The following is a 20,266-nucleotide window of genomic DNA, read 5'->3' on the forward strand; positions in this document are numbered from 1 at the left end:
CTTATAACCTCTTAATTTATCAAACTAAGAGAAAGAATGGAGGCGCCTCCCGGAGTCGAACCGAGGTCCACGGATTTGCAATCCGCTGCATAGCCACTCTGCCAAGGCGCCTTTAGTTGTGATTTAAGAGAACAACTCTTTGTTCATCACTCTGCTCGAAAGCAGAAGCAAGATAGATGGTGCCCCGGGCCGGACTTGAACCGGCACAGCGCGAACGCCGAGGGATTTTAAATCCCTTGTGTCTACCAATTCCACCACCAGGGCAACGCAATCTTGCGAGGCCGATTACTGAAAAGTAAAAACACCATCTCTCAGCGACCTAAGCCGTGAGAACGAGGTGTACTTTAACGGAAGGAAAAAATTCGTCAACAATAAATTTTATCTTTCAATTCAAGTGATTAATTATCGAACTCAAAAGATTAAATTTAGTGCAGCTTGTACGCTTCTTATACTTATATTTTGAATGTTAAAGGCTGACATTTAGCAAAAATCATTTTTTTATAGTGCGCTCAATGTTTAAACTTCGCGCATACCGCTAATTTCTTTCGCAAATACATAAGATCATTCAACGTTACCACTTCTTCATGAAGCGCCCCACTAAGCTCGGGTGATAGGACCAGCAATGATCGAACATCTTCATCAGTTGAGGGTTGCCATATTTAGACAGACACACCGCATGAAATCGATTCTTGTGTTCTTTTAATTTTTCGACTTGAGCATTCATTTCATCCGACTGCTTTGGTGCAATAAAGTCAGAAAGCACGATCAAGTCTGCATTCTTGTATTTGCCACCGGTCATCAACTCAATCGACTTAATCAGAACAGGCTCTAAATCCGTACCACCGTGAAAGGAATAGCTTAGGAAATCACTCGCTTCGCGTAAGCCATCTTGGCGAGTTAATTCATAAGTAATATGTTCAGATGAGAATAGAATGACGTAACAATCTCTCTCTTCCGCGAGTGCGATCTGCATCAACGCATAAGCCATCGCTTTGGCAGACTGTTCAGGGAAGCCACTCATGGAACCAGAGGCATCGACACAAACGATAAAGGGCCCTTTCTCGATATCGACATTTTTACTGTCGGGTTTTTGCGTTTTTACTTTCCGCAATGTGCGAGATTTTCCTTTCGAACGATAGCTTAATAAACGCTTATCGGCTAAATGCTTATAAAAGATAACCTCCAGTTCAGGATAGGCTAAAAACATGGTTTCGTTTGGAAGCATCTTGTTGAGGTCATCACTTTCATGGATCCCTACAATATCATCGACCGCCTCATCGCTTTTCTCTTCAATCATCTGTAATTCTTCTACAGGTGCTTTATGCAACGAAGGATCATCTTCTAGACCCGCCATACGACCCAACTTTTCGGCAATCTCTTGTAGGCCTTTATGTTTATTTAAAAACTCAGCATGACGCTTCATGATGGTGAGATCTGTTTTACTTAATTTGGCCGATGCCATATCCCACAAACGTCCGATACTGCCTTCATCACCCGATTGGGTGACTTTATCCATGTTTTTCATGGTTTCCATGCGCTGGTATAAGTCGGCCAGTAACTTCTCTTTGCTTGTTTCAAGCTCGGTGACTTGAGCTTGTTTAATCGCTTCAGATATGGATTGATACCATTGATCACAAAAATAATGAGGGAACATAGAATTATAAACCCCCTTATTATGTTCCATCAGACGCTTTGCTTGCATATAGAATGCAGAGTGCCACTCAAGTTTTTCGATAACACCCTCTATCTCTTCAAAGAATTGAGACTCATTCCAATAGATCACTTCCTGATAAAGCGCAATTTCCTCTTGGAACCTGTCAGCCTCACATACTTTAGTTACACGGCTTTTCACTTTCCCACGCCATTTAACTAAGTGATTTTTTACCGACGCTTTCACACCGTTACTCTCTGTGGCCATCATGACTTGAGAACGTGCAATGAGGTCATTCATCGCCGTTTCAATGATTCCTGATTCAGCGACCATTAGCGCAAGGTTTAAGCCGTCAGCTCCTAACATACTCGTCTCCTACCTTACTCGAAGTACCGGCTCATAAACTTAATACGTTGAGCGATCTTATTGCTCTTCTCTTTTGTCATTTCCAGATCTTGTGTTACCGCTTGCAAGCTGGCTTCCATCGCTTTTGGCAAAGCAGGATCAATATAATGATGAGGCAGTGCATCGTGGAAATCTATGCGTACTCTTTTTAAATTGAATTCGGCTTCCGACAGTTGCTCTAACACCCTTTCTGCCCCACTCAACCAATTATTATACAACTCTTGGTTTAAACCAGCGGTGGTCACTACGCTCACCAATACAGAGCGATTCGCAATATCTTTAATGACTAATTGGTTCGATGCATTCAAGCCGAGCTTTAAGCGACATAGATTTTTATTTTCGTTCACGTAACCATAAATATCGCCATGACCGTCTTTAAGAACTCGGTCAAAATCGTCTTTGGCTACATAAGCCCAACGACTGTCCCCTTTTTCTGATTCAGAAACCGATAAATTACTTTGTAACATGACCAATTTGACCAAATTATACGCATTGCCCACGTTATACATTTTTACGTTCTTGATATCATTTTGATAGATGTCTTTACGTCGAAGACCACTGGTCGACTCCATTGACAGAGACACAGACAGCGTAGATTCAACATCATCTTGGATCTGTTCTAACTCTTCGCGTGACATTTCTATTTGCGCTTTTGATTCTTGTTGATCAAACGCTCGGTTCAATGCAAAGTCTTTTACCACACCATGAACCACATCACGTGATCCAGGGTTATGCCATAAACAGTCCTGAAGCAACAGAATGTCTAATGGGTTCACGCAGTCTCGACCACTAAAAAAAGCACTTGCTTTCAATAACTTAACGGATTTCTTCCAACGTCTATCCGACACGTACAACTCTGATTCTGACGATAAACCTTGCTTCTTAACTGCTTCCTCCAACATGCTTTTTAGTTCGAACAGCTTATCGAATGCGTTGTCGGTAAGCTCTAGCTTATCAAGCGCTTGCTGCCATTGATGGTATTCCATGTCGGTAATCGCTAAACCTTTGGGAATGACCGCTTCTTGAGAAGTTCCGGTAGTCAACATTGACTTAAAGTTCTGCTTATTTTGAATTCGGTTTACAAACACACGAACCAACATTCGATCATATAAAGCTTCTAAACCACTGTCTTCATCCGGCAGTTCATTCGATGCTGTGACCAACAAGCGCATCGGCACACGTTCAATTTCACTGCCATTTTTGAATGTTTTTTCATTGACCACAGTAAGCAGCGTATTTAGGATCGCAGGACCGGCTTTCCAGATTTCATCAAGAAATACAACTTGTGCTGTTGGCAAATACCCCTCAGTTAGCCTTACATAGCGACCATTATCTTTTAATTCTTGGATACTTAGCGGACCAAATACTTCCTCTGGCGTAGAGAAACGCGTCATCAAATATTCAAAGTAACTACTGTTATCAAAAGCCTGAATTAAACGCTTAGCGATAAGACTTTTTGCAATACCCGGAGGACCGAGTAGAAATACGCTTTCACCCGCTAAAGCAGCCAGTAAACAAAGCTTAATCGTATCTTCTCGTTCATAGACTCCATCAGAGAGTGCCTGTGCGAGTTTATTAATTCTTTCAGAGAGTAGCGCCTTATCAGCATGTGAGGAAATAGAAGGGGTCATGCGTTACTCCGAAAATCTTTAGACAGTTGAGTGTGTAAATATATTTCATACATTTATGGGTGCCTCATTACAAGGTCGTTACATTATTGTTTTACATTGGTATAGGAAGGTAATGTTCGTCTTCTTTGTGTCATCATAAATTCCAAGTCAAAAGCGGACTTTAAAAAATTATAACTAAACCCATCGCTATACCTAAATTTTCTTTTGTTTTCGACATCATAGACGTTAAGGTGGTGCATGTCTTCCGTAATCCTGACAAATAGACAAGGAATGTGGCCAAACTGCATGAGTAAAATTATCCATCAATGGAAAAGCATTTCTCTTATCGAAGAGAGCGTAACGTTACCAACAAACATCACCGTAAAACATACCAAAATACAACACCCAGGCGCTGCTGTTATTCTTCCCATCACTTCGTCGGGAAATATAATCCTCATTAACCAGTTTCGACCTTCTCTTAAAAAATGGCTTTTAGAGTTACCCGCGGGCACAATAGAAGTTGGCGAGACACCGCTTCAATGTGCTCAGAGAGAACTTGAAGAAGAGACCGGTTACAGTGCAGCGTCTTTTCATAGTTTAGGGCAAGTTACGCCTTTAGCCGGCTTCTGTGATGAAATTCAGCATCTGTTCATCGCTCGAGATCTAAGCCTCACTACCCGCTTTGAATGCGATGAAGATGAAGTCATAGAAGTGATCGAACTGAGCTTAGAAGCGCTGCACGACAAAATACGACACGATCAAATCACCGATACCAAAACTATCGCTTGTTTAAGCAAAGCCCAACTGCGTGGCTATCTATAGAACTCTAGGAGAGAAACATGGACTTTCGTTCTGATACCGTAACTAAACCATCACAAGCTATGCGCGATGCAATGGCCAATGCTGAAGTCGGTGATGATGTTTATGGCGATGACCCAACCGTCAACGAACTTGAACAGTGGATTGCCAATGAAACAGGTTTTGAAGCGGCAATGTTTACCTCTTCAGGCACACAAGCAAACCTACTTGGTTTGATGGCGCACTGTGAGCGTGGCGACGAATACCTTTGTGGGCAACAAGCGCACAACTACAAGTACGAAGCCGGTGGCGCTGCAGTACTGGGGTCGATTCAACCTCAACCCATTGAGAATAACCCAGACGGCACGCTGGATTTTAAAAAGCTTGCTGCTGCAATTAAGCCAGATGACAGTCACTTCGCTCGCACTAAACTGCTGAGCCTAGAAAACACCATCAATGGTAAAGTGTTGCCAATATCTTACCTAGCGCAAGCGCGAGAATTCGTGAACCAACACGGCTTGCAAATGCACCTTGATGGCGCACGTGTCTTTAACGCAGCTGTAGCATTAGATGTTCACATCAAAGAAATTGCACAACACTTTGACTCGATGACCATTTGCTTATCAAAGGGGTTAGGCGCACCAATTGGTTCGCTACTTCTTGGCAACAAAGAGTACATCGCCAAAGCGCGTCGCTTGCGCAAAATGGTCGGGGGCGGCATGCGCCAAGCCGGCATTCTTGCGGCGGCTGGTAAGATGGCATTAACAGAGAATGTCGCTCAACTGAAAACAGACCATGCAAATGCCAAAGCGTTAGCGATTGGCTTAAGCAAGTTAGAGGGATTTTCTGTAAATCCTGATTTCATTCAAACAAACATTGTGTTTGCTAAGTTAGACGAGTCGGTGGATATTAGCCGCATCGCACGGGAGTTAGCGGAACAAGGCATTACGATGTCACCAAGCAACCCTGTTCGCTTTGTGACCCACCGTGATATCAGTTCAGAAGACATAGCGACTTTCCTAACAACATTGGAAAAAATGCTTTATACCAATCACAGTAAGTAAGTGTTCAGAAATAGCGCAAGAAAAAAGCTTGAGAACAAGGCCGCTCTTTTCGACAAGCAGCTTCGATAAGTCGTTATTCTACAATCAAACATTCTAACGACGTTATCGAGGCTTTTAACAAGCTAAAATGACCCGTGATTGACTACGATTGGTATTAAACCCTACTCAATGTTAATCGAGAACAGATATGACTTGAGCTTCTCCTTTGGGGAAGCTTTTTTATTTCATTTTCACTCGAATAAAACGAAGTCACAAAACTGCCTTTTTTGTCCCCGACCACAAACCTAGCGACGAATAATGCTTATCCCCCTTTCAGGTCAGCAAACATCATCAAGTCGCCTATACTTCAAGCAAATTTTCTCAACTGATTGAAGGTCAGGATAGATATGCCTTTACACATATCATCCAACCCTTACAATGTGCAGCAAATATATTTATCAAGGTTTATCTCTATGTCTATTCAATGGTTTCCGGGTCACATGCATAAAGCCCGTAAAGAAATCGAAGAAGTTATCCCGCAGGTTGATGTGATCATCGAAGTTCTGGACGCGCGTATCCCGTTCAGTAGTGAAAACCCAATGATCTCTTCGCTGCGTGGCGATAAGCCTTGTGTAAAAGTGTTAAACAAGCGTGATCTTGCCGACCCTGAGCTGACTCAACGTTGGATTGAGCACTTCGAGAAAGAGCAAGGTGTTAAGGCAATTGCGATTACCACGAGCGTTAAAGAAGAAGTCAACCACGTCATGGAACTGGTACGTAAATTAGCACCGCACCGAGAACAGATGGGTAAGAACATTCGTACGATGATCATGGGCATCCCAAACGTGGGTAAATCGACCATCATCAACTGTTTGGCAGGACGAACAATTGCGGTTACCGGCAACCAACCAGCGGTAACTCGTCGTCAACAACGTATCAACCTGCAAAACGGCGTGATCCTTTCAGATACGCCTGGAATCCTTTGGCCTAAAGTAGAAAACCCACACAGTGGTTTCCGCCTAGCCGCAACAGGTGCCGTGAAAGATACAGCAATGGAATACGATGAAGTGGCATTTTACACTGTCGAATACTTAGCTAAGCAGTACCCTCACCTTTTGCAAGAACGTTACCAAATTGAAGAACTACCAGAGTCAGACATCGAGTTGATGGAAGCGATTGGTCGTAAGCGCGGCGCACTTCGTGCTGGTGGTCATATCGACATTCATAAATGCTCTGAAATCCTACTTCACGAACTGCGTAACGGGACTTTAGGTAAGGTAACTCTAGAACTACCAGAAATGATCACACAGGAACTGATCGAAGTGGAAGAAGCGGCTGCGCTGAAAGCCGAACAACAGATCAAGAAGAAAGAAGAGCGCCGTAAGCGTTACTTGAAAAATAAACGTTAGTCACATTGGCTTCCAGTCATCTTCACGTTTTATTTCTGTAGAACGTGAAGGTTGCCCCTGAACGTTTGTTGATCTAGCTAACATACTGACAAATATATGGAAATCAACATTTACACTTAGCAACATTGTGACATACTACGCAAATTGTAGTGTAATAATTTTGGTTAGATTTTCTATGCTCTCTTATTCTCGGCTAAATAATCAGAGATTTAAAACCTATTTCAACAATGAAGTTTATTTGCCATACGTAAATTTCATCTACATGCCGATCTCAATATTCTTTGCTTTCATTGTTACCGACTACATCCACTTTGGCACGCAGTGTCTTACCCCATTGATTCTTCGATTTGTGCTTTGTTTGAGCATGATAATTGTTGCCAAATATTGCATCAAAAACAACCCTAGATTTTTTGAGCGCATCGAGAGCGTATTCCTTGTCGTTATCTCATTTTTCTTAGTTTATGTGGGTCGACTCGCTATCGAGTTGGACAATTTCCAATACCAAGGCGGTATCATTATCGTCATGATTTATATCGGTACATTTTCAAGGATGTCAGCCAAGTACGGCATTATAGCGCTATCCTTGGCATTTTCTGCATACCTCATCGGCCTTGCTCCCCTGATATATGACACTGCGCCTCAACATGAGATAGAGATGATATCGATTTATCTTTCTGCTTATGTATTAATCTCAGCTGCCTGTATAAGACGTGACTTGGAAACGCATAAACGTTTCGCACAATCAGAACAACTGCGCAAACAAGCAACCCAACTTCGCAAGCAATCCAAAATGTTTAAGGCGCTATCTTACCAAGACGCGCTAACGGGCTGCTACAACCGTTTATATCTTCATCAAGTGATTGAACCCAACATTAATCATGAGTTATCGATTACATCGATTATGATTGATATCGATCATTTCAAATCGATCAATGATACCTTCGGTCACCAAATGGGTGATATGGTGATCAAAGAACTGGCTAAAGAAATTCAAAAAAAATTACCTCACAATAGTCACTGCTTTCGATATGGTGGGGAAGAGTTCCTTGTGATAATTCAAGGAGAAACAGAGGCGTCAATCAAATCGTTAGTTCACACCCTTTTAGAGTCCCCATCTCGCCTGAGTTTAGAAGTAACGATTTCAATCGGTGTAAAACATACATTGCAAGCTCTTGGTTCTGTAGAGCAACTTATCGACGATGCTGATCAAGCACTCTACATTTCGAAGAAAAGCGGTCGAAATAAGATCACATGGTCTGATTAGACACCCTGTATTTTACGATCCCTAAACGACTGACCACAAAGCACATAACTCTGATCAAAAAAGCCCCGAACAATTTAATGCCCGGGGCTTTTATCTTTTCGACCCTACTTCAAAGTGATTTCACTTAAGCAGCGGTATTCAAAAAGAGACCACTATGAGTACACAACGCTCGCTGTCTTCTGTTCAAGCTCAATGGGAGAACGCCAAGAAATCACTTTCTCGTTCACTTGACTACCACATGGAGCATTCCAAACTTGCTCTAGCTCTTCTTTACCACCAATCGCCTTATAAAACGCGATCGCTTGGTGGTTCTCAGACATCACCTCTAGGTAAAGACCGGAATCAGAATAGTATTTCTGTAACCACTTAGATAACTCAGCCAATAAACGCTTACCCACGCCTCGGCCACGATAATTGCTGTCGACATGCAACGCATCAATGAACGTTCCACGCTCAAAATTGTGATTACCAAACGCACAGACAAAACCAACCAGTAAACCGCCTTCCTCAAGCAATAAAACATGTTGATTAAAAGGAGAGTTAATCAAACGCGTCTGCCAAATAACAGATCTGTCCTCCAAAACCTCATTTTCTAAGTAATCATCCGCAAGAATGCCACGGTAATATAGCTTCCAGCTATCCGCATGCAATTGGGCAATCCGCTCATAATCTTTATATTCAGCTACCTTAATTTCCATTTATTAGCCCTTACTACTTCCATTTATGACTTGCTACTACATTTCACACTACCTTTATACAATACTTAAGCAAAACATACTAATACACGTTTACACTTTCAATATTGACTTACACGTGTACGCTGATAATCTAGCGAACAGATGTAAGCTCAAATGGAAATTTGCTAATGAATAGTGCCGACAAACCCACAACAAAAAAGCCGCCATTAATCTGGCTGAATATTTTTGTATTCTCTTTTAGTATGCTGCTTGCTGTTGTTGCAGCTCCTTTTTATGGCTACTTTTTTGGCTATGGCATGGAGCACTGGGTATGGCTAGCTATCTGCTTTACGTTCTGTAACCTTTCAATCACGACAGGCTATCATCGCTTATGGTCACATAAAGCGTTTGAAGCGCATTCAAGCCTCAGATTCCTATTTGCATTAGGTGGCGCATTTGCCCTGCAGAACAGCGCGCTTCACTGGTCTTCTGATCACCGTGTCCACCACAAGCATGTCGATAACAACGACAAAGACCCATACTCTGCAAAACGTGGCTTTTGGTACTCTCATATTGGCTGGATGATTCGTAACTACAGAACATCAATGTATGAAAATTATGAAAATTGTCGTGACCTTAAAAAGGATAAGATCGTGATGTGGCAACATAAGCACTACGTTCTGCTGGCATTGCTGATGAATTTTGGAGTGCCAATCGCATTAGGTGTCATTTACGGTGATGTGCTTGGTATGTTGTTGATCGTTGGTGCAGTTCGTTTGGTACTTAACCACCACACAACATTCTTCATTAACTCTCTTGCTCACATCTGGGGTAGCCAACCTTTTACCGACAAAAACACGGCCCGTGATAACGGTGTGCTAGCGGTACTCACTTTTGGCGAAGGCTATCACAACTTCCACCACATCTTTGAAAACGACTACCGTAACGGCGTCTACTGGTGGCAATACGATCCAACAAAGTGGTTGATCAAAAGTGCTTCATTGATGGGACTGGCAAGTAAGCTTAAGACAACCCCTCAAGCTCGTATCGAGAAAGCCGAAGCGTCAATGTTACTTAAACGTACCCAGCAAAAAATCATGCATCGAGCCGACAAACAACAAATCGCAGAGAAGCTTCAACAAGAGTTTGATGCTCTAGTATCAAACATGAACGAGTATTACGAAGTTAAAAAGCAGCTACTTGAAAGCAAGCGCGAAGACGTTGTGAAGAAGTACGAACACTCAGTACTTAAGGTTCGTTATCAACAAATCAAGATGAATTTTGAACTACAGAAGAAGAATTGGGCGATGACAGTAGAACAATACGCTTAAGGTAAAACAATACGCTAACACACCAATAACAACACAGTTTGATTCTTATTCAGAGGCCCTCATATTGCTATGAGGGCTTTTTAATAAGCGTAACTGATTGTTAGCTACTTTATGCTTTCTAGTGTGGATTATGGATGTCAAGAACCATAGTTATTGGATTTCAGAACTCTTTCTTCAATCTGAATTTATACTTATATTACTTTAAGTTATCGAGTTTAAAGCGAAGGAATTGAAAATGAGCAAACTGACTATTATTGCAACGATCGTCTCTAAAAAAGACAAAACTGAATTGGTTAAATCTGAGATGATTAAATTGATCGATAAAACCCGTGCTGAAGACGGCTGTATTAACTACGATCTACATCAAGATAACAGTAACCCAGCTCACTTCGTTTTTCATGAGAACTGGGAGTCTGAAACTCATCTAGAGAAACACTTAGCGAGCCAACACATCGCTGAGTACATGGCTGCGACTGAAGGTTGTATTGAAACCTTTATGCTTAACAAAATGACGCACATTGCTTAACCAGTCACTCATTACTGATTCAATAAAAAACCCTGCTCTTAACGCAGGGTTTGTCTTTTCTACAGGCCTATACTTGCTCATTCTAATCATGAAAAAACCCGCCAGAGTAGCGGGTATGGTCAATAATCATGACTGTCAAAGACAGGTAGGTAACAACCATTAATCCAATATTGAGTACCACTTTACAGTGGCACTCTGGCATTTCTTTTGCTCATCGCTAGCACGGGGGCACTAGTTAAAAGCACGAGCCAAAATGCCATTCCCTTGATATTGGTAAACATTTGAATGACTACTTACAAAGACCGATTCTCCGGGCTTAAGAGAAACTGACCGTCCTTCTGAAGTGACGGTCGCCTCGCCTTCCACACAGAATAAGATCTCTGCACTGCGTAAATACTGTGACTTACTCTCATCAGTCGCAGATAAGATATCAAAGCCAAAATCATCCACAGGAATCGGAAAACTCATCATCCCCTCTTTTAATACAGGCTTAAGGCGAATATCTTTTGGCTTAATCGGCTCAAAGATCGTGTTATCGATAAGCTCCGGTACGTCTATGTATTTGGGTGTAAGACCGGCACGCAGCACATTGTCTGAGTTTGCCATGATCTCTAAGCCTGTGCCTTGAACATAAGCATGGGGGGTTTCTGCGAATAGGAACATCGCTTCACCGGGCGCCAGTTCAACCGTGTTAAGCATCAATGGGGCAAACAACCCAATATCATCCGGATAATGCTGTTTGAACTCTTTGCTATATTGCAGAGCTTCACGTCCCATGACCGTTTTGGCTGATCGCGTATGTGCGGCATAAAGCTCATTAAGCGCAGACGCTTTACGGTCACCTTCAAGTGACATAATTGCGCTAAAGAAAGACTTCAGAGAATCACTATCAGCATTGGCTTTAAGCATATTAAGCTCAATCGCTAACGAAGGGATATCTGCTTCCTCGAATAAGGCAATAATATCGTCGATTGGACGAAAACCATTCATCGCTTTGTAGAAGGTCAACGCATAAACCAACTCAGGCTTGTGGTTTGGATCTTTGTAGTTACGATGAGACGCATTCAAAGGGATACCAAGCGCATTCTCTCGCTCAAAACCTAGTTCAGATTTACGCTTGTTTGGGTGAACCTGAATCGACAACGGTGTTTCAGCGGCCAACACCTTAAATAGGAAAGGTAATTCACCGAAACGTGCCGCCGTGTACTCGCCTAAGACTTCGGTTTTGTTTTCATTAATCATATGTGAAAGCGGTTCGCCATTTTCTGCACTCTTTGAACAACCATTTGGGTGAGCCCCCATCCAAATTTCAGCTTGTGGCTCATTGTTTGGATTTTCGATACCAAATAGCTCATTCATCGCCACTTGACTGCCCCAAACATAGTTTTGAATAACGTTATCAAGCTTGAATAAGTTCGTTTTCATAATTGTTCTCGCCTTTCTCATGTATTACTGGCTGTAGGCCTTGGTTTTGTTGTGGTGTTTGAGCGGATAGAATTTGGAGGCATCGTAATGAACATTGAATGATCCTTTAAATGAATCTGTAGCAGTTCCCATTTCTATTGTTATCCACCATTCCCGCCCACCAAGGTGAGCGGGTGATTGAAATTAGAATTTGATTTGGAACGTTTTCGCTTGGCAAGATGCCAGTTCGCCAAAAGACAAGTCACCGAAGGCTTCAGTTGCTACATCACCTTCGCGTACGCGTTCGTCCATGCTTGTCTCTTTCCAACTTGAAACGGTTTGAGTGAACGAAATTGAATCTGACACTGAACCTGTTTCTGCCGGGTTGTAGACACGCATGATCAGCGCATCTGCATCTTCCGATTTTTTCAGCACACTCAACACAGCGCCTAATTGTTGCTTAGACAGAAGGCTGAAATTCATTGGTAGGTTCTGCTCACCCACGTTTAGCTTCATCGCGTTATAAGGGATCTTGTTGTAGCACTCAATTGGAGTGACATTGTCACGTGCTTGCGCCATGACGTTCGCGTCAATATGGTTGCCAGAGAAACCACACAGCGTAAATTCACACACTAACTTGCCGCGCACTTGTGAATCGGGTGTCGGGATCTTGATACCTGAAGGACGACCCGGACGAAGCAGTAACTCTTCTTTACCCAACACACCAATGCCACGGAATAACGTCAGTGCGAAAGTATCTCGGTTTTCGTCACCTTGTGATGCAATCACCTCAAATTCACGCAGACCATTCGACATGATCGCCATGCCCGCTTTGCCGTTTTCTAACGCTGCAAAGTTCATTAACTGGTACACAGGAACTGGCGCTTCTTTCCACTTCTCTTGTTCCCAAACCGCCATTGCAGGGTCGTTGGTTGGTCGAGTAATACAACCGAACTGGTTATCTGCAACCACAGTTTCAGATACGAAAGGCGTTGGTACTAGAACACGTACACGGTGGTCGTCGGCTTGGTTGTCTAGCTCCATGCGTACCTCAATACGGCGAGAACCTTGCTTCAATACCACTTGGCATTGCGCTTCAACGAATCCGTTTTGACCCGTACGTTCTTCACGCGCTGCAAGGTTTGCAGGCACGTTCATTCGGAAAGCGATGTTCGCTACCGATTGGAAGCCTTGGTGGTCAATCGATGTTTCCACTGGGAATTCATCTGAGTACAGTAACCATTCTTGACGAGATGGAGAGTAATCGTACTCATCGCCGTCATCAGAACCATCTTCTAGACGAAGGACTTGGTCGAATACTTGCTCTGTCTCTTTATCGAAAATAGTCAGCGTACCGTTGTCGTTTACATTGATTCGGTAGTATTCGTTTTCTAATAGGTAGTCTTTCTGCTCAGCTACTTTTACTGCGCCCTGCTCGTTACCTTGGATGTGTAACGTGGTGAAGCCCATTGCTGGTACGGTGCGTTTGATTTGAATATCAAACTCCATGAATGGGTCGTAGTTACCATAGTGAACGATTTGGCGGTCGACTTTTCCTGGGTCAATTTGGCGCTTGTCTTGGATGAAGTACTCAACTGGGTTTTCATTTTCATCAAAGATAGAGAACTCTTGAGCACGGATAGTGATGGTTGTGTTAACCACTTCTTCACGCTCGTACGGTGAAAGGTTGAACATCGCTAGTTTGTCACACCCTTCGCGATTTGGCATGTGGTCAACAATCTTACGCTTGTAGAAATGAATCAGGTTGGTCGCCATGTCGTCCGCAAGGATGTAGCGGTTTAGGATCTCTGCGTGAACCTTGTCTGAACAACAGCAGCCAATCGAATCGTGAGCGTGGTTCTTCATGCTCTCTTTCCACATTTTCTCAATCAAACCATGGTGGTATTCAAAGCCTAATGTCCAAGCGATAGACGCTAACGGTTCAAGGATATTGACAATCTTGTTCTCGATTTCTGCGTGGATCAGTTTGATGTCCATACGCGTCGAAGAAATCGTACGGTGAACACGCATGTATTTGCCGTCGTTGAATTCACCTTTAATTGTGTCGAGCTGGTCGCGCATGCCTTCTATTTTCTCGAACACTTCTTCGTAACGGCTCATCGAAAATTCACGATCTGGATAGATTTCGCGAAGCTTGTCCATTACTTCAAAGATGTCTTTTTGAATCGGCATTTGATCGTGGCCATTTGGCAGTAAAATGTCTTTGGTTACCGATGGCTTTTCTAGCACTGGGAAGTACTTATCTAAGCGAGCACGCAGACCTTCTTCATCTTGTGGAAGGTATTTGCCAATCGCGTAACCCAGCGGAAGCACTTGTGCCGTTACTTCACTACCGTCGTTTGATTGCCATAAGAATTCTGTTTTGTTGGTGCCATGACGCTCTGAACAACCACGCCAGAACATTGCACGCGTGATGTCGAAGCCGTTGTAGATCATTGGCAGCTGAGAGCTCATGCTGAATGAATCTGGTAGGTAACCAATCTTCATTGCTTCGCCAAACTTCATGCAATCACGAATACCATACATCATGTTACGTACAATTGACTCACCAGAAACTTGCATTGTGTCGGTTTGAGAATACCAAGGGCCAATAATGAGCTTGCCCGCTTCAACCAATGCTTTTACGCGCTCTGTGTTTTCTGGTTTGATCGCGAAGTAATCTTCTAGAACGGCGGTTTGACCATCTAGAACGTAGTATTTGTACTCTGGATCGCTCTCCAGACGGCTCATGATTTCTTCCATGTTGTTCACAAGAAGAATACGAGACTCTTCTGTTGTGAAATACCATTCACGATCCCAGTGCATGTGTGGAGTAATATGTACGCGTGATGTAGTCATAATCATTTACCTAAATGTGTCGCTTCGAGTAAAACTAAAGTTTGAACTCAAATACGACTAAATTAAATTTTTTCAAGGGGTTAAAATTGGCTGCCGCTAAATTTAGGGTGCAGAAAACCACGCCCAGAATCTGTGTGAATAAAACCGTTAGGAGCACAGGTATTTAGGACAGCCAGTTGTTTGTTATTTTTTATATATTGATTTCCCAGTGAGTTAGGAGCTAACTCAAAATTCAGTTAGTTCTGTGTTGCTGTACTTGCTTCAAACTTACCCTTTTTTACAGCGTGACCACGCCACATCAGAAGAGTAATGGTTGAAATCACTGTGCCGACAATCGCAGCACCGAACCAGATTGCCGCAGCAGAGAATGCACCTAAACCAGAATCGTGTAACAAGAAGATAGAGAAGATACCCGCCCCCGGAGTCGATAGACCAATACCTGCCGCACCAACCATTGCGCCTGTCACCACGGAACCTAGTAAGAACGAACCGATGACACGAACTGGATCTTCAATCGCCATTGGGATTGCACCTTCGGTAATACCCGCTAGGCCAAGTAGCCAAGTTGATTTTCCGGTTTCAATCTCAAAGTCTTTGAATAAGCGCGGAGCGATCATGGTTGAAGCCGTTACCGTGAACGCTGACACCATTTTCACTGAGCCGAAGATTGCATATGGGCCATACACACCGTTTGCCATTGCACCTAAACAAAATGCGTAAGCGGCTTTGTTTACCGGACCACCCAAGTCGAATGATACAAACAGACCAAGAATCGCACCCAATAACAGCGCATTGGTACCTGACATACCGTTCAACCAATCTGTCAGACCTTGGTTTAGGAACGCAACAGGTTTGCCGATGACAAACAGCATCAAACTACCGGCCACCAAAGTACCAATCACCGGGTAAAGGTAGAAAGTAAGGAAACCGTTAAACGCAGGACCTAATCGAACATGCTCTTTCACCCAGCGCATCACGTAACCTGCAATCAAACCACCCACAACACCACCAAGGAAGCCAGACCCAATGAGGTTTGCGGCAATACCCGCGGCAAAACCAGGACCCAGTGCAGGTTTATCGGCTAATGAATAAGCGGTGTAAGCGGCGAGTACTGGCACCATTAACGTACCTAATAGGCCACCACCGAGTTTTCGATACATCCATAGCCAAGAATCTTTTGTTGCGTAAAGATCTTGTAGATCGAACATTTGAGCGATTAGAACCGCAACCGCAAGAACAGTCCCACCAGCAACGATAAGAGGTACTGCGTAAGAAATACCGGAAAGCAATGCTTGTTTAAGCTCTGTTTTCAGCGGCACTTTCTTCGGTTTGTCATCAGTGGCAACTTTACGTTCAGCACCATTACCTTTTTTCGACGCTTCAATGGCTTCGCTTAAAATGCGTTCACCGTGTTTAATCGGTTCTGCAACCGGCGTTTCTATACGAGGAATACCGTTAAAGCGCTCAGATTCTTTAATCGCAACCTCAGCAGCAAACACACACGCCACAGCATTATTAAGTTGTTCCGCAGTTAAGCGATCTTCAATACCGTTTGCACCCTGCTTTTCAACATAAACCTGGTAACCAAGCTTTTTACCTGCTTTTTCTAAGTACTCAGCCGCCATATAAGTATGAGCAATACCGGCAGGGCAAGCCGTCACACATACAATTACCGGCGCATTTGTATCTAAGTTATCTTGTTTTTTATGTTGCTGATTGTCACCATCAAGAAGCGCAAAAATTTCGTCAGCGGTTGACGCTTTTAATACCGCTTCGCGAACATCATCATCAACCAGTGTGGTTGTCAGCTCAGTCAACAGATGCATGTGGGTAGAACCCGCTTCTGCATTTGGAATAGCGATTAAGAAGATAAGATTAACATCTTCGTCTTCATCCAAACCTTTCCATTTCATCTCTTCTTTCAATGTTGCTACCGCGAAACCAGCTTCTTTAACCGCGTCAGTCTTGCCGTGCGGTACTGCTAGGCCTTCACCAAGCGCTGTCGGGCCTTGCTCTTCACGAGCAAATACTGCATCAAGGTACTCTTGCTTGTTATGCAGTTTGCCTTGCTGATCCAGTTGCTCAGCCAGTGCGTAAATCGCTTCTTCTCGACTGCTAAACGTAGTTTGCAGATTTACGAGCGACTTATTCGTTAGAGTAGTAAGTTTCATAACCTTTGTCCCATAGTCACGGATTAGTACGACAGTCGTCCCTGCCGACGGGAATAATAATACAACTTCAAGACATTTAATCCGTGATCACGATCTCACCAATACATATTTGTATTTAATTTGTATCTAAATGGTATTGGCAAATCCTTTAAGAAAACTTGTTATGTATCGTTTAATTTGTATTATAGATAATACAAAACGCCGATACGACGCTCACACTATCCTTTAAAGCAAAGCTTATATAGAGCAAATTTACGTATTTAAGGTACAGGTTGTTAATCAAAGTCTAGTTGTCCTAGCGCACAAATGAGGCAAAAATGGCAAGACTCCCTATGTATCGCCAAATCGCCGATGCAATAAGAGAAAAGATCAGTTCTGGAGAATACAAAGTTGGAGAAGCACTCCCAACAGAGGCGCAATTGCGTGAAGTATTCTCGGTAAGCCGGGTAACGGTTAGGCAAGCGCTGAAACTACTGATCGAAAACGATGAGCTTGAAAGCGTTCAAGGCAGCGGCACTTACGTCAAAGAGAACAAGATCAATTACGACATCTACAAACAGTCGAGCTTTCAAGAAAAGTGGGCGCATTTGGATGTGGTTACACACAGTCAAGTTCTGGCCTTTGAAATGAAGCCGTGTTCTTTGGCTATGTCTGAACATTTAGATATCAAAGAAGGCGAATTGGTTTTCTACGTAAAACGTGTTCGTTTCATAGACAACAACCCAATCACGGTTGAAGAAACTTGGTTACCTGTTGCCCTATTCCCAGATCTCACCTATCAAGTGATGCAGACATCAAAGTACGACTTTATTGAAAACACCAAAGGCATGGTGATTGATCGAAGTGAGCAAGAATTGGTGCCGATTCTTCCACCTGAAGACGTTGCTAAACAGTTAGGTATTGACCCAGCTCAGCCTATCATTGAAAAACGTACTCGCGGTTACCTCGCCAATAACACGGTATTTGAATACAGCCGTAACTACTTCACATCTAACGACTACCGATTTACTTTAGTCGCTAGACGCCAAAGATAAAACTCTATCCATTATTGCTGTGACGAACACAGAGGACACACGTTCTCTGTGCAAACCCTCTTTATCTAATCTAACCGCTCCCCTCCCCAAGAAAAATAACACTCGCGCACCTGCCGTTGAATCAGCACGATCGATCGCAATACCGCTAAATTCGCTTTGCGCGGGTCTCCATAGGCTTGGTCTCGTGTCATCAATAGTTATTACGTGATTGAAAAAGTGAATTGAGAAATCTCGGTTAAATGGGCGCTTGGTTGTATTGTTTCCAGTGGTGACTTTCTAACGAAGCTTAAAGATGAGGCGATAAGGTCGTCGTGGAAATAGCAGAAACAGATCGTAAGTTATTGAATAAGTCCCGTCGAATTAAGCAACAGAGCCGGTTTAAAGGTAAGAAATAGCCCTTTATCTTTAATTCCAGATAATTAAACAAAAAAACGTAAATTTTATAGTCAAAATTTCTTATACAAGTCAACCACCTCATCGTGTTGAGAACGACATTTTGAGGAGCCATATAGTTTTATATTAACATCTAAACAACACTAGTTACGCATGCTTTAAAAACATAATTAACATCGAAAAAAATGTTTGTTTTAGATCATATCAACATCAACTATCCCTCGTGCCACAATGCAGTTTTCTGTACATTTATCGTCATATTCTGAAACACTTTCTTGTATTTTTTTAAACTTTGTGGAGATTTCTATGTTAGAGCTCTTGATCGGATTCGTGATTACCATCGCTGTTGGCTACTTTATCGTAAAGGGCTATAAAGCAGCCGGTGTATTACTAACCGCAGGCATTGCCCTACTTCTTATAACTGGCCTTATTGGTCATACCGTTTTACCCGCTAAAGTCGCTTCAACAGGTAACATGGTGACTGACGCATTAGAGTTCGTTAAGTACATGCTTCAGTACCGTGGAGGCGGCCTAGGCATGCAAATCATGCTTCTGTGTGGTTTTGCTTCTTATATGACGCACATTGGTGCGAACAACGTGGTAGTAAAACAGTTCTCTAAACCACTTGCTGCTATCAAATCTCCTTATGTACTTCTTGTCGCTGCCTACATCGTTGCGTGTCTAATGTCTCTAGCAGTAAGCTCTGCTACGGGCCTTGGTGTGCTACTAATGGCAACACTATTCCCAATGATGACGGCAATGGGTATTTCTCGCCCAGCGGCAGTTGCAGTTTGTGCGTCACCGGCAGCAATCATTCTTTCACCAACCTCTGGTGATGTGGTTATCGCAGCAGAGAAATCAGGAATGTCTCTTGATGTGTTCGCCGTTCAAACGGTACTGCCTGTTTCTATCTGTGCAATCATCGTGATGGCAGCTGCGGCTTTCTTCTGGAACAAGTATCTGGACAAGAAAGAGAACACGCCAATGGAAAGAATTGACGTATCTGAAATCGAAGCGGATGCACCAGCGTTTTACGCGGCTCTTCCTTTCTTACCAATCATCGGTGTATTCCTATTTAACGGTCGTACCATTCCTGGCATAAGCCTAGACATCTATACTATCGTGGTAGGCTCTATCTTCTTGGGTGCCGTAATTCACTACGTGGTGAACAAGTTTGATGGTAAAAAGTCGCTTGAAGACCTTGATTCTTGTTATGCAGGTATGGCGGATGCATTTAAAGGCGTTGTAATGCTATTGGTTGCAGCGGGCGTATTCGCACAAGGTCTAATGTCAATTGGTGCTATCGACAACCTTCTTCACCTGGCAGACAATGCCGGTGCTGGTGGCATTGCACTAATGCTGATTCTAACGGGTCTAACGGTTGCGGCTGCAATTGCAACAGGTTCTGGTAATGCGCCATTCTACGCATTCGTAGAGCTTGCTCCATCACTGGCTGCGAAAATGGGCTTGAACCCTGCGTTTCTTATCATCCCTATGCTACAAGCGTCGAACCTAGGCCGTACCATTTCACCGGTATCAGGCGTAATTGTGGCAACTTCTGGTATGGCTAAAATCAGCCCATTTGAAGTGGTAAAACGCACGTCAGTACCGGTTGTCTGTGGTCTTATTACGGTTATCTTTGGTACGCTAGTATTGGTTCCAATGGCGGCGTAAGCCTCTGGTTCAAAAGA

At 43.2% G+C, this 20,266-nt stretch carries 14 protein-coding genes and 2 tRNA genes; 8 read left to right on the forward strand and 8 right to left on the reverse strand.

Annotated features, from left to right (window positions below; genetic code table 11):
- Positions 1–37: 37 nt before the first annotated feature.
- The 4 genes from L4B77_RS12815 to L4B77_RS12830 form a co-directional block, all read right to left on the reverse strand.
- A tRNA-Cys gene (locus tag L4B77_RS12815) sits at positions 38–111 on the reverse strand.
- A 66-nt stretch (positions 112–177) separates the two neighbouring features.
- Positions 178–264 (reverse strand) — tRNA-Leu (locus L4B77_RS12820).
- 307 nt (positions 265–571) lie between these two features.
- Complete coding sequence (viaA, locus tag L4B77_RS12825) at positions 572–2,017, reverse strand: ATPase RavA stimulator ViaA (protein ID WP_261840081.1); 1,446 nt, start codon at positions 2,015–2,017, stop codon at positions 572–574.
- 14 nt (positions 2,018–2,031) lie between these two features.
- The gene (locus L4B77_RS12830) at positions 2,032–3,687 is read right to left on the reverse strand and encodes an ATPase RavA domain-containing protein (RefSeq protein WP_261840082.1); all 1,656 of its coding nucleotides are present in this window, start codon (positions 3,685–3,687) and stop codon (positions 2,032–2,034) included.
- A 285-nt stretch (positions 3,688–3,972) separates the two neighbouring features.
- Between L4B77_RS12830 and L4B77_RS12835 the strand changes: the two genes are divergently transcribed.
- The 4 genes from L4B77_RS12835 (at position 3,973) to L4B77_RS12850 (ending at position 8,180) form a co-directional block, all read left to right on the forward strand.
- Complete coding sequence (locus L4B77_RS12835) at positions 3,973–4,488, forward strand: NUDIX hydrolase (RefSeq protein ID WP_372040348.1); 516 nt, start codon at positions 3,973–3,975, stop codon at positions 4,486–4,488.
- A gap of 17 nt (positions 4,489–4,505) precedes the next feature.
- On the forward strand, positions 4,506–5,528 hold the full coding sequence (gene ltaE, locus L4B77_RS12840) for a low-specificity L-threonine aldolase (protein ID WP_429750863.1): 1,023 nt from the start codon (positions 4,506–4,508) through the stop codon (positions 5,526–5,528).
- Between the two features lie 452 nt (positions 5,529–5,980).
- A complete protein-coding gene (gene ylqF, locus L4B77_RS12845) occupies positions 5,981–6,916 on the forward strand; it encodes a ribosome biogenesis GTPase YlqF (RefSeq protein WP_261840085.1) in 936 nt (311 codons plus the stop codon).
- 238 nt (positions 6,917–7,154) lie between these two features.
- Positions 7,155–8,180 (forward strand): GGDEF domain-containing protein, encoded by a 1,026-nt coding sequence (locus L4B77_RS12850; protein WP_429750866.1) that lies wholly within the window; start codon positions 7,155–7,157, stop codon positions 8,178–8,180.
- Positions 8,181–8,332: 152 nt separating this feature from the next.
- On the opposite strand, the gene L4B77_RS12855 is transcribed toward L4B77_RS12850, so the two are convergent.
- Positions 8,333–8,878 carry a GNAT family N-acetyltransferase gene (locus tag L4B77_RS12855; protein WP_261840087.1) on the reverse strand — a complete coding sequence of 182 codons (546 nt, stop codon included), beginning with the start codon at positions 8,876–8,878 and terminating at the stop codon, positions 8,333–8,335.
- Between the two features lie 167 nt (positions 8,879–9,045).
- Between L4B77_RS12855 and L4B77_RS12860 the strand changes: the two genes are divergently transcribed.
- On the forward strand, positions 9,046–10,188 hold the full coding sequence (locus L4B77_RS12860; protein ID WP_429750869.1) for an acyl-CoA desaturase: 1,143 nt from the start codon (positions 9,046–9,048) through the stop codon (positions 10,186–10,188).
- Between the two features lie 235 nt (positions 10,189–10,423).
- Positions 10,424–10,714 carry a putative quinol monooxygenase gene (locus tag L4B77_RS12865; protein ID WP_261840089.1) on the forward strand — a complete coding sequence of 97 codons (291 nt, stop codon included), beginning with the start codon at positions 10,424–10,426 and terminating at the stop codon, positions 10,712–10,714.
- A gap of 231 nt (positions 10,715–10,945) precedes the next feature.
- On the opposite strand, the gene manA is transcribed toward L4B77_RS12865, so the two are convergent.
- The 3 genes from manA to mngA all read right to left on the reverse strand — a co-directional run bounded on the left by manA (position 10,946) and on the right by mngA (position 17,148).
- Positions 10,946–12,139 (reverse strand): mannose-6-phosphate isomerase, class I, encoded by a 1,194-nt coding sequence (gene manA / locus L4B77_RS12870; RefSeq protein WP_429750871.1) that lies wholly within the window; start codon positions 12,137–12,139, stop codon positions 10,946–10,948.
- 183 nt (positions 12,140–12,322) lie between these two features.
- Positions 12,323–14,977, reverse strand: a complete 2,655-nt coding sequence (gene mngB / locus L4B77_RS12875; RefSeq protein WP_429750873.1) for a mannosylglycerate hydrolase — start codon at positions 14,975–14,977, stop codon at positions 12,323–12,325.
- Positions 14,978–15,213: 236 nt separating this feature from the next.
- A complete protein-coding gene (mngA, locus tag L4B77_RS12880) occupies positions 15,214–17,148 on the reverse strand; it encodes a PTS 2-O-a-mannosyl-D-glycerate transporter subunit IIABC (protein WP_429750875.1) in 1,935 nt (644 codons plus the stop codon).
- Between the two features lie 317 nt (positions 17,149–17,465).
- Here mngA and L4B77_RS12885 point away from each other — a divergent pair, with 317 nt between their 5' ends.
- Together L4B77_RS12885 and dcuC are read left to right on the forward strand one after the other, a co-directional pair.
- Complete coding sequence (locus L4B77_RS12885) at positions 17,466–18,182, forward strand: GntR family transcriptional regulator (RefSeq protein WP_429750877.1); 717 nt, start codon at positions 17,466–17,468, stop codon at positions 18,180–18,182.
- Positions 18,183–18,881: 699 nt separating this feature from the next.
- Positions 18,882–20,249: an anaerobic C4-dicarboxylate transporter DcuC gene (gene dcuC / locus L4B77_RS12890; protein ID WP_372040351.1), complete on the forward strand. Its 1,368-nt coding sequence runs from the start codon at positions 18,882–18,884 to the stop codon at positions 20,247–20,249.
- The last annotated feature ends 17 nt before the right edge of the window (positions 20,250–20,266 follow it).

Origin of the sequence: Vibrio minamisatsumaniensis (genome assembly GCF_050337445.1) — a bacterium.
In the GTDB taxonomy this organism is placed as follows: Bacteria; Pseudomonadota; Gammaproteobacteria; order Enterobacterales; family Vibrionaceae; genus Vibrio; species Vibrio artabrorum.

Coding starts and splice junctions, on each gene's coding strand:
- viaA (WP_261840081.1), bottom strand. CDS start 2,017: ATGTTAGGAGCTGACGGCTTAAACCTTGCGCTAATGGTCGCTGAATCA.
- L4B77_RS12830 (WP_261840082.1), bottom strand. CDS start 3,687: ATGACCCCTTCTATTTCCTCACATGCTGATAAGGCGCTACTCTCTGAA.
- L4B77_RS12835 (WP_372040348.1), top strand. CDS start 3,973: ATGAGTAAAATTATCCATCAATGGAAAAGCATTTCTCTTATCGAAGAG.
- ltaE (WP_429750863.1), top strand. CDS start 4,506: ATGGACTTTCGTTCTGATACCGTAACTAAACCATCACAAGCTATGCGC.
- ylqF (WP_261840085.1), top strand. CDS start 5,981: ATGTCTATTCAATGGTTTCCGGGTCACATGCATAAAGCCCGTAAAGAA.
- L4B77_RS12855 (WP_261840087.1), bottom strand. CDS start 8,878: ATGGAAATTAAGGTAGCTGAATATAAAGATTATGAGCGGATTGCCCAA.
- L4B77_RS12860 (WP_429750869.1), top strand. CDS start 9,046: ATGAATAGTGCCGACAAACCCACAACAAAAAAGCCGCCATTAATCTGG.
- L4B77_RS12865 (WP_261840089.1), top strand. CDS start 10,424: ATGAGCAAACTGACTATTATTGCAACGATCGTCTCTAAAAAAGACAAA.
- manA (WP_429750871.1), bottom strand. CDS start 12,139: ATGAAAACGAACTTATTCAAGCTTGATAACGTTATTCAAAACTATGTT.
- mngB (WP_429750873.1), bottom strand. CDS start 14,977: ATGACTACATCACGCGTACATATTACTCCACACATGCACTGGGATCGT.
- mngA (WP_429750875.1), bottom strand. CDS start 17,148: ATGAAACTTACTACTCTAACGAATAAGTCGCTCGTAAATCTGCAAACT.
- L4B77_RS12885 (WP_429750877.1), top strand. CDS start 17,466: ATGGCAAGACTCCCTATGTATCGCCAAATCGCCGATGCAATAAGAGAA.
- dcuC (WP_372040351.1), top strand. CDS start 18,882: ATGTTAGAGCTCTTGATCGGATTCGTGATTACCATCGCTGTTGGCTAC.